Genomic DNA, 13,548 nt, shown 5'->3' with positions numbered 1-13,548 from the left:
ATTAAGACTTTTTCGCAGGTTCAGTTTGGTTCGCAGCAGATTTTGCATTTAAGTCTACTTCTGCTGCTTTAACCGGGATGCCGGGTTTAATTTTTTGCAAACCAGTAACAATGATCCGGTCACCTGCTTTCAGACCGGAAGTTACTAGCCATTTATCACCAATAGCTTGGTTAGCGGTGATAACGCGTGGTTCGACTTTTTCGTCTGCACCAACCACCATGACAGTAGCTTCACCACGAGGTGTACGGGTAACTCCTTGTTGAGGAACGAGTATTGAATCCCGGCGAATCCCCTCTTCCAGTTTTGCTCGGACGAACATGCCTGGCAGTAACTCTTCATTTGGATTAGGGAATATTGCACGGATAGTGATAGAGCCTGTTGTTTCATCTACAGCGATATCAGAGAATTCCAAGTAGCCTGTTTCACTGTAATTTTTACCATTTTCCATGATCAGGTGAACTTTAGCCTTACTGTCCCCTTTCTGCACAACACCTTTGGCGATTTCATTTTTAAGACGCAGATAATCATCACTTGACTGAGTGACATCCACATAAATTGGATCTAGTTGTTGAACAGTTGTCAGTGCTGTTGGTTGACCAACAGAAACAAGAGCGCCTTCAGTTATAGTCGATTTGCCGGAACGACCACTAATCGGCGCTGTAACTTTGGTATATGCTAAATTGATACGGGCAGTCTCTACAGATGCTTTTGCTGCTTGTACTATAGCATTCGCTTGAGCATAGTCAGCGCTGGCTTTATCAAATTCCTGTTGACTAACATAGTTTGTACCTAACAGTGACTTATATCGGTTCACTGTTAAGCGTGTGATCTCTGCATTAGCTTGAGCTTTTGCCAAATCAGCTTTAGCACTGTCATAGGTAGCTTGGTAAGTTGCTGGATCTATCTGATATAAAGATATGCCTGCTTTTACATCGCTACCTTCTTTATAATTTCGTTTCAGAATTATACCACTTACTTGTGGACGAACTTCTGCAATGCGGAAGGCTGACGTTCGGCCTGGAAGTTCTGTCGTGACCATCAGAGGTTCATTTTTCAGCGTCACGATACCGACTTCAGGAGCCTGTTGATTCCCAGCAGCCTGCTGAGAGTCTTTGTCGTTACATCCTGAAAGAGCTAAGCTGCCTGAGAATACCAGTATTGTAGCCAGAGGCAAAACTCCCCTGTTTATTCGCATAAGTAAACCTCAATATTTTTAGATGTTGACCCTTCAATCCGTAAAACCATTACTCCATTAATAACAGCATGCTATAATACAAACATACGTGAATGTATGTAAATCCATTTTAGGTTAAAATTAGAGTGTATGGCACGAAAAACTAAACAACAGGCTGAGGAGACCCGGCAACAGATTATAGACGCAGCTATAAAAGAGTTTTCTGAGCGCGGTGTCTCTGCTACTTCACTGACAGATATTGCCACAACCGCCGGGGTAACCCGAGGAGCAATTTACTGGCACTTTAAAAATAAAGTAGACCTGTTTTCCGAAGCCTGTAGAATAACAGATTCTAAGATTGACGAATTAGAAAAAGAGTATCAAGCAAAATATCCTAATAATCCACTCCTGATTTTAAGAACTTTAATCATCCATATCCTGACGTCGGTCGTTGACGATCCGAAAAACCGGCTATTAATGGAGATTTTTTTCCACAAATGTGAGTTTGTTGGTGAAATGTCTGCCTTGGTGGAAGTCCGTCAGGAGCTGTGTGTTGCAGACTATGTTCGTATTGAAGAATCTCTTTCTGGTTGTATTGCATCAGGCCAGCTTCCTTATAATCTTCATCTGCGGCGAGCGGCTATCATGTTAAGGGGATTGATAACGGGCTTGCTGGAAAACTGGTTATTTGCGCCAGATAGTTTTGATATTCAGAAAGAAGCGGAGTCGTTAGTAGATAGTTTTATCGATATGCTTAAATATAGTGAGCATATGAAAATCACTGAAAAATGAAGAACCAGAATAATAGAGGTGAATTCTATTTTGGTAATTGCTAACAATGTGGCTAATGGCAAAAAATCATTATCTTATGCTCTTTGTTTATCTGCTGCTATATAAGAGATGAGACAGAGAAACTAAGTTGAAAATATTTCTAATATCAGATGCTGTTGCCGGTTTTGTTAGGGAAAAGGTCAAAGAAAAACTATAACTTAAGGTAAATTTTTAAGATTTTGACTGTATAAAATGTATTGATCAAATTTAGAAGGGTGGAACAGGAGTTTGTGATGTCAGCAGGTTGGAACGGGTTGATAACGCTGAAATTAGTATATTGATTGAATTTTCCCTACGGATTTTGTAGGCAGACACCGTGCTAAGTAGGAGTAGTGTTAAGTTGCTGGCTGCTAAGAGATAACTATCTATGTTGGAAATACAAAATGTGACGCATGCCTATGGCGAGCGAGTGATATTGAAAGAGTTAAATTTGCAGCTTAAGGAAAAACGGATTGCCATCATAGGTAGTAACGGTTGTGGCAAAAGTACATTTGCACGTCTTCTTAATGGATTATTGGTACCGAAAAGTGGTGATGTTTTGGTAGATGGTTTGAACACAAGAACGGAGGGTAAGGCGATCCGACGTAAGGTTGGTTTCGTATTTCAGAATCCTGACAATCAGATCGTTTTTCCAGTCGTTGAGGAAGATTTGGCTTTTGGAATGAAAAATCTTGGTTTTACCAAAGACAAGATTCGGCAAAGAACGCGGGAGTCCCTTTCACGCTATGATTTACTTCAATTTAGGGAGCATCCTGCTCATCTTTTAAGTGGCGGTCAGAAACAGCTCCTTGCGATTTCTGGCGTCCTTGTGATGGAGCCCGATTACATTATTTTCGATGAGCCGACAACCTTGCTGGATTTACGAAACAAGCGCCGTGTTGCCGAAGCAATCGATAACTTATCTCAAACTGTGATTGTAGTTTCTCATGACCTTGATTTTTTGGCGGAATTTGATCGTGTTCTGGTTTTTGATGATGGTCGCGTTGTTGTTGATGACATACCCTCTATTGCTATTCCTGAATATGTAAGGATGATGTTATGAGCCTGTCTGGGTATAACCCTGGTTCATCATTTGTACACAGAGTTAGCCCGGGGCTTAAAATTATTTCTTTGGTCATTCTGGGAACATTACTTTTCGTTATTCCACGTATCGATCTCTCTGTTGCGGCGTTGGCGTGCATCGTACTTTTATACTTATTAGCCAGAATCTCATTAAAAACTGCTTGGATGCAACTACGGCCAGCGCTATGGGTCCTCGCACTTATTTTTATAGTCCAATTGCTTTTACACCACTGGACCGCAGGTGTACTTGTGGTAGTTCGTCTTGTCTCACTTTTATTGCTGGCCTCACTTGTCACTCTTACTACTCGCTCTTCTGATATGATCGACGCCTTGGAAAAGGGCCTTGGATGGTTGTACTATCTTGGCATCAATCCTGGAAAAGTGAGTTTGGCTCTATCGCTTGCTTTGCGGTTTATCCCTGTTCTGGCGTCAATTACAGAAGAAGTACGGGAGGCGCAGAAAGCAAGAGGTCTCGATAAGAGTGTCATTGCAATTGCAGTTCCTGTTATTGTGAGAATGCTCAAAATGGCAGACGATATTTCTGCCGCTATTGAAGCCAGGTCCTATGATCCAGAATTTGACAGAAATAAATCAAGCAACAAGTAAAGTAGGAGTTGTGGCTTTATTGAAAAGAAAGGGGGATTAAATGTCTACCAAAGATATTGTTTATATAGCACTATTTGCCTCTCTAACCGCAGCACTGGGTTTATTTCCGCCACTGACACTTCCCGTTGTGGGCGTTCCGATAACAGCGCAGTCAATGGGAGCAATGCTTGCTGGTGCCATCGTTGGTGCAAAACGGGGTGGATTAGCATTGTTGCTCTTTTGTGTGTTTGTTTCCGTTGGATTACCGGTGATGTCTGGAGGGCGGGGAGGATTGAGTGTATTTCTCAGTCCAAGTGGTGGCTTTATTTTGGCATGGCCGATTGCCGCTTTTGTCATTGGCTATTTGTATGAGAAGAATCTTGCAAAACTGAATACCTTTAAAGAAGCTGTATTTCTTGTCTTTGGTGGAATTATGGTTGTTTATGTCATCGGTATCCCGTGGATTGCCTTATTTGCTAATATCAGCATTCGGCAAGCAGCCGTAGGTTCAATTGGGTTCATACCGGGAGATATTATCAAAATCGTATTGGTTATTTTGATTGCGAAGACGGTCCGTCGGGCTTACCCTACTCTTGAACCGCGTTCTTAAGTGTCATCATTGTGCTTATTATGGACCAGACGACTGGACGATAACCTTCAACGGTTACTTAAAGATATAATGTCAGTTAATTGTAGTTTTTCTGCATATCACGACATTTCCCTCGTGATAATTGTTACAACATATAAAATAGCGGTAGGGTAGGAAAAAGTGCTCTTAATGTTCAACTTCCAGATATCTTACTGAAACACTATTACGACCATAAAATCAACTTTTTCTCATTTAATACACCGATGAAGGAGCCTGTTGCGATGCGATTGCTGCTTGCGGGCAGGATAATATGAGGGTTACTGGTGTTGAAAATGACGACAGAGCCAACTTGAGGTCGGAAAGTGAAAGATTCGCAATCAACCAATAGAGCACTATCATATGGTTTGTATGTTTTATCAACGACAGTACTCTTGAATGGTTGGTTATAGATTACGGTTTCTCCTCCTTGGGAGGGAGATAAAATATAGAGGTTCCAGGCAAGTTGAGTTGATATATCTCCGACGACTAAATTTCCTTTCGCAAAAGTAGGTGCGTAGTCCACATGTAGATCCGAACCACCGGAGATAATCCGGACGATACCGGCAAAATAGGGACCAAATCCCGGTTCTTCTGCGACCGAAATGCTGAAATTTGTATCGTGATTGATATATCGTATGAACCGAGCAACTGGATCAAAAGCTTGATTGATAATTTGGGTGAGATCTTGTTCAGCTACGCTAACTTGAGCGAAATATTGCTCTTTGGGTCGATTGCGGTAATGAGCGAGTGGATTTCCTAAATAAGACCCCGGCCTTCCAAATTCATATGGCTTTGCCTTCATGCTCAGTATTGCAGACGAAAGCTGTTCTGCTTCTTCTTTAGTTGCAAAATCATCTATCATCGCTGCTGGAATCTTGTTATCTATGATTGCCTGCAAGCTTTCTGATGATAATTTGACAAGCTCGTTTGATACCCACCGTGACGACATAGTAGTCGATTCCTAGCCGATTTTATTTATATTAGAAAAACTGATCTATTGATGGTCAGTATTAATCATATAGCATTGATTGTATAAAAATTCAACATCTGATCACATTCTGGAGCGCAATAATGACAATATCTCTGAGAGGTCATCACCTTTTGTGTATTCTTACCTATGCGGGCAACGGATATTCCTCTGATTTTGTTGAAAATTATAATAGGATTATTCCTCGAATTCGGGATGAAGATATTCTGATTGTGGCAGGACCGGATGACATATGTATTCCTTTGCTTGGAGAAGACAAACCTCACTGTTTTGGCGAGAGTGTTACTGTCCGGGATGGTCGAGCTTTGGAAGCTATTGGTTCTCTTATGGGCCGATCAATTGAGGTAGGCCATACCCTGAGGCTTGATGAAACCTATTTAAAACGGGCTCGATGGGCTTTTAATCGCGGGATCATAAGAGCCGCTTGTGTGGGCTGTGAGTGGGAGCCGCTTTGTACTCGAATTGCTGCGGATGATTATTCTTCAACGTTTCTTAAACGAAGTAGTGGAAAGAGCGAGTGAGGATATAAAGCCATTTGAAATTTTACAAAGGCTGATATTGATATGAATGTATGATCATATACTTAAGATAAACGCGAATCTTTTATAGTATCGATCAGGGTATCTATCGAGGTGTTGAAGTAAATGGCTCAATACTCCTTTGTCGACGGTGATTGCTTCGCTAATTTTGCTTGATAGTCGTGTTTGACTATTTCCAGTGCGGCGAGTGCGATTTCAGGAGTGATTTCATTGCATTCCAGTAAATAGATCAGATCAACAGCAAGTTGAACTTCGGGTGGTGCATGTTCGACGGACATAAAACATTCCTCATCTGAATCGTTAGTCCATGTTTTCTCTGTATTCAATTGATTTTTCAATTCGTGTTAGAGATTGACGGCAACGTGCTAGCCTTCCGGCTAATGCCGCGATTTCTTTCTGTATTTTTTGTTGATGACTAAGTGTAGTTTGTTGATTCAATTTTAGCTCCCTATCATTGATCATTGCGAGTAGACGGCGTTCATAATCCTGATGTTCAGCCAGTTTGTGATACAGGTCAGTAGCTTGTTGTTTATGTTCAAATCGGCTCTCTTTTTTTCTTAATGACTGGGTGGACAATTCACGCTTTAATGCCTCTATTTGGGCAACTAGGCGTTCAGTTAGAAATGCAACCTGTTCGGTTCGGTGATCCTGAACACACTCTTTGAGTTGTTCCATGTTGTGCCTGACTTCTTGTAGATAGCCCCGGAGTTTATCGCTATGTCGGTTAAATAAAGCTTGATCAAACCGGGCAGTAGAGAATGTCGTGTCAGCTAATGGCGCTATCTCTTCCGCCAGTATATCGACCTGTTTTTCGAGTAAATTTAATAACGGCTGTGTATTCATTTATACCCTAAAATGGTTATGTCTTGGGAAGCAGAATTAATCTGGGACGACAAAAAGTAGGCTGATGTGTGCTCATCAGTTGCTTTTTTCTATCAGTTTACATAGATTTTAGAACCTCCGTGTTCTACTCATCATTGGCCCGATTATGACCGCAAACGCGCAGCAACTGCAATTTATTAAAGACAGCATTGAAACGATTCCTGATTATCCGAAACCAGGGATTCTTTTTCGTGATATAACCACTTTATTGGATAACCCTCTTGCCTACCAAACAACAATTAATCTTCTGGTAGAGCGATATCAGGACAAAGGCATTACAAAAGTTGTTGGCACTGAAGCTCGCGGTTTTCTGTTTGGAGCTCCGGTTGCGTTACGTCTTGGTGTTGGTTTTGTTCCTGTTCGTAAGGCGGGCAAACTACCTCGGGAAACATTGAGTGAAACGTACGATCTGGAGTATGGCGCTGATAAGTTGGAAATGCATAAGGATAGCGTAAAAGAAAACGATAAGGTGTTGGTTATTGATGATTTGCTGGCAACGGGGGGAACGGTTGAAGCCACTGTTCGTTTAATTCGTCGCTTAGGTGGTGAAGTTTTTGAAGCGGCCTTTATTATTGGTTTGCTTGGTTTAGGCGGTGCTGAGCGTCTGCAAAAACAAGGTGTAAGTAGTTTTACTCTACTTGAATTCCCAGATCATTAATCTACTTATTTTCGTATTACTAACATATCGGCCTCGCTGTCTGTAGTGAGGCTGTGTTAGCATGGTACCCAACTGTATTCGATTTTCCCGGTATCAATGAGCTATCAGGTACTTGCCCGTAAGTGGCGCCCACAAATATTTTCTGATGTTATTGGTCAGGAGTATATCCTGACTGCGTTGGCTAATGGTCTTGCCCACGGCCGGCTTCATCACGCCTATTTATTTTCTGGCACGAGAGGTGTCGGGAAAACAACGATCGCCCGTTTGTTTGCCAAGGGGCTAAATTGTGAAATGGGTATTACTGATAAGCCTTGTGGTAAATGTGTTAATTGCCTTGAAATTGAACATGGGCGATTTGTCGATTTAATTGAAATTGATGCGGCTTCCCGTACCAAAGTTGAAGATACGCGCGAATTGCTAGATAACGTGCAATATGCTCCGGTTCGTGGACGTTTTAAAGTCTACCTGATTGATGAAGTTCATATGCTTTCCCGCCACAGTTTTAATGCATTATTGAAAACGTTGGAAGAGCCGCCTGAGCATGTGAAGTTTCTACTGGCGACGACTGATCCGCAAAAATTGCCAGTGACCATTCTTTCCCGTTGCTTGCAGTTCCATCTCAAATCGCTGGATATTGGTCAAATAAGCGATCAGCTTGAACGTATTCTTAAAGCTGAATATATAGAGAGTGACAGCCGTGCTCGTCAGCTATTGGCTCGCGCTGCTGATGGCAGCATGCGTGATGCGTTGAGTCTAACAGATCAGGCTATTGCTATCGGGCAGGGCCAGGTAACAGCCGAAATAGTTAGCTTGATGCTAGGAACATTAGATGATGAGCAACCGTTATCAATTATTGAAGCATTGATTCGAGCTGACGGTCAGCAGGTTATGGCATTGGTGGAACAAGTTGCTTCACGTGGTGCTGACTGGGAAGATTTGTTGGTAGAGATCCTTTCATTGCTACATCGGATTGCAATGCTCCAACTATTACCTTCCCAACCAGAGATCGTTTCTTCATCGATTGAAGGTCGTTTGCGCATATTGGCAAAAGCTATTTCACCGGAAGATTTGCAACTTTATTATCAAACTTTGCTGATTGGTCGTAGGGACTTGCCGTATGCACCGGAGCGCAGGATGGGGGTTGAAATGGCTCTGTTCAGAGCTTTGGCATTTCATCCCAAAAAAGTTATTGAAGAGGTTGCTGCGCCGGTGGTAAATCCTGCGGTTATACCATCAGTTACAACACCAGTTACAGCACAGCCGAAACATAAACAGAGTGATCAGGGGGATGTGCCACCTGCTAATGATATTAATGAACCGGCACAATTGGATAGAACTTCTCCGTCGCAACCTCAGATACCTCAGGCGCTTTCATCAAGCCCAACCGCGCAGTTGCTGAAAGCAAGGAGTGTGTTATCCCGACAGCAAGAGCAAACGCCAACAAAAAAGCCTGAATCGGCTACACCTGTTAAAATGAAGTCAACAACTTCAGCATTGGAACGGCTTGCCGCAGTGTCAGGACAGCGACCTCAGTCATCAATAGATAAAAAACAGGAAAACAAACCTGAGAAAAAAGAAGCTTATCGTTGGCGAGCCAAGAATATTGAGGAGAAAACAGAAACTCATGTGGCTACACCAAACGCTTTAAGAACAGCTTTGGAACATGAGAAAACCCCAGAGCTGGTAGATAAATTAGCGGAAGAATCTAAACAGAGAGATGCATGGGCCGCAGAAGTTGGTAAACTTAAAATTCCTAAGCTGGTGCAGCAATTGGCATTAAATGCGTTCAAAGAGCAGGTTAGCGCGAATAACATCCGTTTACACCTACGTTCGAGCCAGAGTCACCTTAATTCCGCTTTCGCACAAAAATCATTAGCGGGGGCTTTGAGCGAGTTGTATGGCGCAACGGTTGAATTCAGCATTATTGAAGATGATAATCCTGCGGAGAAAACTCCGCTGGAGTGGCGACAAGCCATTTATGAAGAGAAATTGGCACAAGCTCGCCAATCAATTATTGCGGATAAAACTATTCAAACATTGCGGCAGGTATTTGATGCTGAATTGGATGAAGAGAGTATCCGACCGGTTTAACCATGCTGCAATCTGTACCTTGTTGTACGATGTAGCCATAGCGAAGAGAGAAATCTATGTTTGGTAAAGGTGGTTTGGGCAATTTGATGAAACAGGCCCAGCAAATGCAGGACAAAATGCAGAAAATGCAAGAAGAGATCGCCAATCTGGAAGTGACGGGTGAATCGGGTGCGGGTTTGGTTAAAGTGACTATCAATGGTGCTCATAATTGCCGTCGTGTTGAGATCGATCCAAGTCTGATGGAAGATGACAAAGAGATGCTGGAAGACCTGATTGCTGCCGCATTCAATGACGCAGCTCGTCGTATTGAAGAGACTCAGAAAGAGAAAATGGCAAGTGTTTCCAGTGGGATGCAACTGCCGCCAGGCTTTAAGATGCCATTCTGATGCAAACCAGTCCTCTCCTTGAGTCCTTGATGGAAGCATTACGCTGTTTACCAGGGGTTGGCCCTAAATCTGCGCAGCGGATGGCTTTTCATCTGCTCCAGCGTGATCGCAGTGGTGGAATGCGTTTGGCTCAGGCATTGACCAGAGCGATGTCAGAAATTGGACACTGCAAATATTGCCGGACTTTTACCGAACAGGAACAGTGCACGATTTGTGCTAATCTACGCCGTCAACAAAACGGTCAAATCTGTGTGGTTGAAAATCCTGCGGATATCCATGCTATTGAACAAACTGGGCAGTTTGCCGGGCGTTACTTTGTATTGATGGGCCATTTATCTCCATTAGATGGTATTGGTCCAATGGATATTGGTTTAGATCGTCTTGAGGATCGTCTTTCTAGTGAAGAGATTTCAGAGGTGATTCTGGCGACTAATCCGACAGTGGAGGGAGAGGCTACTGCCAATTATATCGCAGAGATATGCGTTCAGTACGGTGTGACAGCAAGTCGTATTGCTCATGGTGTACCGGTTGGTGGTGAACTTGAGATGGTAGATGGTACAACATTGTCTCATTCAATTGCCGGGCGGCAGAAGATTACTTATTGATTTTCTGTTAATGCCTTACGGTTTTCGAGTTGTGATTGAATATGTGCTTGAACAGAGTTGTAGTCTGGTTAGAACAAGTCGTAAAGGTTTTGAGGCGCTACATTTATGTGGCGCATGCCTTTGAGTTCATTCTGTTGTCAGCAAAAGTGACTTCATAATTCTTTTGGATAATCAAACTTGAAATTCAACTTATTTATCCCCATCTGCATATTATCGTCTGATTTTGTCTATCTGAACTGGATTTAGATTGAGGTAATAAATGAGTATGAAAGGTCAGGAAACCCGTGGATTTCAGTCTGAAGTAAAACAACTTCTGCAATTAATGATCCATTCACTCTATTCCAATAAAGAGATTTTCCTTCGTGAGCTAATCTCAAACGCTTCCGATGCTGCTGACAAATTACGTTTCCGCGCATTATCTGCTCCAGAACTTTATGAAAATAATGGTGAACTACGCGTTCGTCTTTCTTTTGATAAAGAAAAGAGAAGCATCACGATTAGTGATAACGGCATTGGTATGACTCGTGATGAAGTTATCGATAATCTTGGAACAATCGCTAAATCAGGAACAAAAGCTTTTCTGGAATCTATTGGTTCAGATCAGGCTAAAGACAGCCAGTTAATTGGTCAGTTTGGTGTTGGGTTTTACTCTGCATTTATTGTGTCTGATAAAGTCACTGTGCGTACTCGTGCGGCTGGCGCTTCAATTGATCAGGGCGTATTCTGGGAATCTGCCGGAGAAGGCGATTACACGGTTGCTGATATTGAAAAAGAGACGCGCGGTACAGAGATCACCCTTCATTTACGTGAAGGAGAAGATGAATTCCTGAATGACTGGCGTTTGCGTTCTGTTATCAGTAAATACTCTGACCATATTGCCTTGCCGGTTGAAATTGAAACCAAAAACAAGAGCGAAGAAGAGGGTGAAGAGGATACAGTAACTTGGGAGAAGATTAATAAAGCTCAAGCTTTGTGGACTCGTGGCAAATCTGAAATTACAGATGAAGAGTACAGAGAGTTCTACAAACATATTTCTCATGATTTTTCTGATCCGCTGATTTGGAGCCATAACCGCGTAGAAGGTAAACAGGAATATACTAGCATGCTCTATATTCCGTCTCAGGCTCCGTGGGATATGTGGAACCGTGAGCATAAGCACGGGCTGAAATTGTATGTCCAGCGTGTGTTTATTATGGATGATGCGGAACAGTTTATGCCGAACTATTTACGCTTTGTCCGCGGCCTGATTGACTCCAACGATTTACCGCTGAATGTTTCCCGTGAAATCTTACAAGATAATTCTATTACTCGTAATTTACGTAATGCACTGACTAAACGTGCATTACAGATGCTGGATAAACTGGCGAAAGATGATGCGGAAAAGTACCAGCAATTCTGGCAACAGTTTGGTCTGGTAATGAAAGAAGGTCCGGCAGAGGATAGTACCAACAAGGAAACTATCGCTAAATTGCTGCGTTTTGCTTCTACTCATAATGATAGCTCGGCGCAGACAGTTTCTCTGGAAGAGTATGTTAGCAGGCTGACTGAAGGTCAGGATAAGATCTACTATATCACCGCAGACAGTTATGCTGCGGCGAAAAACAGTCCTCATTTGGAGTTGTTCCGTAAAAAAGGTATTGAAGTTCTGTTGCTGTCAGAGCGCATTGATGAATGGATGATGGGATACCTCACTGATTTTGATGGTAAAAAATTCCAGTCAGTCAGTAAAGCCGATGAGTCCCTGGATAAATTAGCAGATGAAAACAAAGCCGAGCAGGAAGAAATTGAAAAGCAACTGGAACCGTTTGTTGAGCGTGTGAAAACACTGCTTGGTGATCGCGTGAAAGAGGTTAAATTGACTCACCGTCTGACTGATACTCCAGCAATTGTGACAACAAATGCGGATGAAATGAGCACGCAGATGGCGAAATTGTTTGCTGCGGCTGGTCAACAAGTGCCGGATGTTAAGTACAATTTTGAACTGAATCCTGATCATCAGTTGGTAAAACTGGCTGCTGATATCAGTGATGAGGCTCAATTTGCGGATTGGATTGAACTGTTGCTTGATCAGGCATTGTTTGCTGAACGTGGCACATTAGAAGACCCAAATCAGTTTATTCGCCGTATGAATCAGTTGTTATTGTCTGAAAAAGCTTGATTTAACTATATTTCTTGATAACGATTGTAAACCACGCCTCTCCTCTAATAATAAGATGGGGCGTGGTTTATTTTTAGAGAAAAATATCACGAAATCGTTTACCTGTTTCCTTGAGCGAACCCCATGCTAAATGGTATGGTGATTCGTTTTCTGAAAATATAAAAACTAACTAGCAAGGGGATTTACGCAATGCGTATTATTCTGCTGGGCGCTCCGGGCGCCGGTAAAGGGACTCAGGCGCAATTCATCGTGGAGAAATATGGGATCCCTCAAATTTCTACTGGCGATATGTTGCGTACTGCGGTTAAGGCTGGCACAGAATTAGGTTTAAAAGCGAAAGCTCTGATGGATCATGGCAAGCTGGTCACTGATGAACTGGTAATTGCTTTGGTCAAAGAGCGCATCAAACAAGATGACTGCCGCAATGGTTTCTTGTTGGATGGGTTCCCCCGTACTATTCCCCAGGCTGATGCAATGAAAGAAGCGGGGATTAATGTTGATTATGTCCTGGAGTTCGATGTTCCCGATGAACTCATTATTGAACGTATCATTGGGCGCCGTATACATGCGCTATCTGGCCGTGTTTATCACATCAAATTTAATCCACCGGCAGTGGAGAACAAGGATGATGTTACGGGTGAAGAGTTGACCATTCGTAAAGACGACCACGAAGATATCGTGCGTAAACGTTTAGTTGAATATCATCAACTGACAGCACCTTTAATATCCTACTACCGAAAAGAAGCAGAGGTAGATTATACTAAATATTTTAGAATTGATGGTACTCGTAAGGTATCTGAGATTAGCGAAGAATTAACTGAAATTTTAGGTTAATCAACCTAAATGATTCTTAAAAGGCGACTAACAAGTCGCCTTATCTTATATTATTTATTTACTATATCATGTAAATTGGTCGGTTTTTCTTGATTGTTTGCGTAGATAAACATGATTTTCATCTGTA

15 protein-coding genes are annotated in these 13,548 nt (G+C 42.4%); 11 read left to right on the top strand and 4 right to left on the bottom strand.

Annotated features, from left to right (window positions below; translation table 11 throughout):
- Position 1: 1 nt before the first annotated feature.
- Entirely contained in the window at positions 2–1,195 is a 1,194-nt protein-coding gene (locus Phpb_RS04220; RefSeq protein WP_065389298.1) for an efflux RND transporter periplasmic adaptor subunit, read from the bottom strand.
- Positions 1,196–1,324: 129 nt separating this feature from the next.
- Here Phpb_RS04220 and acrR point away from each other — a divergent pair, with 129 nt between their 5' ends.
- The 4 genes from acrR to Phpb_RS04200 all read left to right on the top strand — a co-directional run bounded on the left by acrR (position 1,325) and on the right by Phpb_RS04200 (position 4,262).
- A complete protein-coding gene (gene acrR, locus Phpb_RS04215) occupies positions 1,325–1,966 on the top strand; it encodes a multidrug efflux transporter transcriptional repressor AcrR (RefSeq protein WP_065389297.1) in 642 nt (213 codons plus the stop codon).
- 406 nt (positions 1,967–2,372) lie between these two features.
- Positions 2,373–3,047, top strand: a complete 675-nt coding sequence (locus Phpb_RS04210) for an energy-coupling factor ABC transporter ATP-binding protein (RefSeq protein WP_065389296.1) — start codon at positions 2,373–2,375, stop codon at positions 3,045–3,047.
- Positions 3,044–3,673: an energy-coupling factor transporter transmembrane component T family protein gene (locus Phpb_RS04205; protein WP_065389295.1), complete on the top strand. Its 630-nt coding sequence runs from the start codon at positions 3,044–3,046 to the stop codon at positions 3,671–3,673. Before Phpb_RS04210 ends, Phpb_RS04205 begins: the two co-directional genes overlap by 4 nt.
- Positions 3,674–3,713: 40 nt before the next feature.
- Positions 3,714–4,262, top strand: a complete 549-nt coding sequence (locus Phpb_RS04200) for a biotin transporter BioY (RefSeq protein ID WP_065389294.1) — start codon at positions 3,714–3,716, stop codon at positions 4,260–4,262.
- A gap of 202 nt (positions 4,263–4,464) precedes the next feature.
- On the opposite strand, the gene Phpb_RS04195 is transcribed toward Phpb_RS04200, so the two are convergent.
- On the bottom strand, positions 4,465–5,229 hold the full coding sequence (locus Phpb_RS04195; protein ID WP_065389293.1) for a 2OG-Fe(II)-dependent halogenase WelO5 family protein: 765 nt from the start codon (positions 5,227–5,229) through the stop codon (positions 4,465–4,467).
- Between the two features lie 122 nt (positions 5,230–5,351).
- On the opposite strand from Phpb_RS04195, the gene Phpb_RS04190 reads away from it, so the two are divergent.
- The gene (locus Phpb_RS04190) at positions 5,352–5,789 is read left to right on the top strand and encodes a DUF1284 domain-containing protein (protein WP_065389292.1); all 438 of its coding nucleotides are present in this window, start codon (positions 5,352–5,354) and stop codon (positions 5,787–5,789) included.
- A 128-nt stretch (positions 5,790–5,917) separates the two neighbouring features.
- On the opposite strand, the gene rsmS is transcribed toward Phpb_RS04190, so the two are convergent.
- Complete coding sequence (rsmS, locus tag Phpb_RS04185; protein WP_065389291.1) at positions 5,918–6,085, bottom strand: pleiotropic regulatory protein RsmS; 168 nt, start codon at positions 6,083–6,085, stop codon at positions 5,918–5,920.
- Between the two features lie 22 nt (positions 6,086–6,107).
- Complete coding sequence (priC, locus tag Phpb_RS04180) at positions 6,108–6,650, bottom strand: primosomal replication protein PriC (protein WP_065389290.1); 543 nt, start codon at positions 6,648–6,650, stop codon at positions 6,108–6,110.
- A 145-nt stretch (positions 6,651–6,795) separates the two neighbouring features.
- On the opposite strand from priC, the gene apt reads away from it, so the two are divergent.
- From apt to adk, 6 genes are all read left to right on the top strand, one after another.
- Positions 6,796–7,347 (top strand): adenine phosphoribosyltransferase, encoded by a 552-nt coding sequence (apt, locus tag Phpb_RS04175; RefSeq protein ID WP_046394861.1) that lies wholly within the window; start codon positions 6,796–6,798, stop codon positions 7,345–7,347.
- Positions 7,348–7,443: 96 nt separating this feature from the next.
- A complete protein-coding gene (dnaX, locus tag Phpb_RS04170) occupies positions 7,444–9,438 on the top strand; it encodes a DNA polymerase III subunit gamma/tau (RefSeq protein WP_065389289.1) in 1,995 nt (664 codons plus the stop codon).
- A 56-nt stretch (positions 9,439–9,494) separates the two neighbouring features.
- A complete protein-coding gene (locus tag Phpb_RS04165) occupies positions 9,495–9,824 on the top strand; it encodes a YbaB/EbfC family nucleoid-associated protein (protein WP_021323842.1) in 330 nt (109 codons plus the stop codon).
- Positions 9,824–10,429, top strand: a complete 606-nt coding sequence (gene recR, locus Phpb_RS04160; protein WP_065389288.1) for a recombination mediator RecR — start codon at positions 9,824–9,826, stop codon at positions 10,427–10,429. The genes Phpb_RS04165 and recR overlap by 1 nt, the downstream gene beginning before the upstream one ends.
- A gap of 265 nt (positions 10,430–10,694) precedes the next feature.
- Complete coding sequence (gene htpG, locus Phpb_RS04155) at positions 10,695–12,587, top strand: molecular chaperone HtpG (RefSeq protein WP_205634734.1); 1,893 nt, start codon at positions 10,695–10,697, stop codon at positions 12,585–12,587.
- A gap of 189 nt (positions 12,588–12,776) precedes the next feature.
- Positions 12,777–13,421: an adenylate kinase gene (adk, locus tag Phpb_RS04150; RefSeq protein ID WP_065389286.1), complete on the top strand. Its 645-nt coding sequence runs from the start codon at positions 12,777–12,779 to the stop codon at positions 13,419–13,421.
- Positions 13,422–13,548 lie beyond the last annotated feature (127 nt).

The sequence above is a fragment of the Photorhabdus namnaonensis genome (genome assembly GCF_001684335.1).
GTDB lineage: Bacteria > Pseudomonadota > Gammaproteobacteria > Enterobacterales > Enterobacteriaceae > Photorhabdus > Photorhabdus namnaonensis.
Note: the sequence above shows the minus strand (reverse complement) of the source record. Positions and strands in the feature narration are given on the sequence as shown.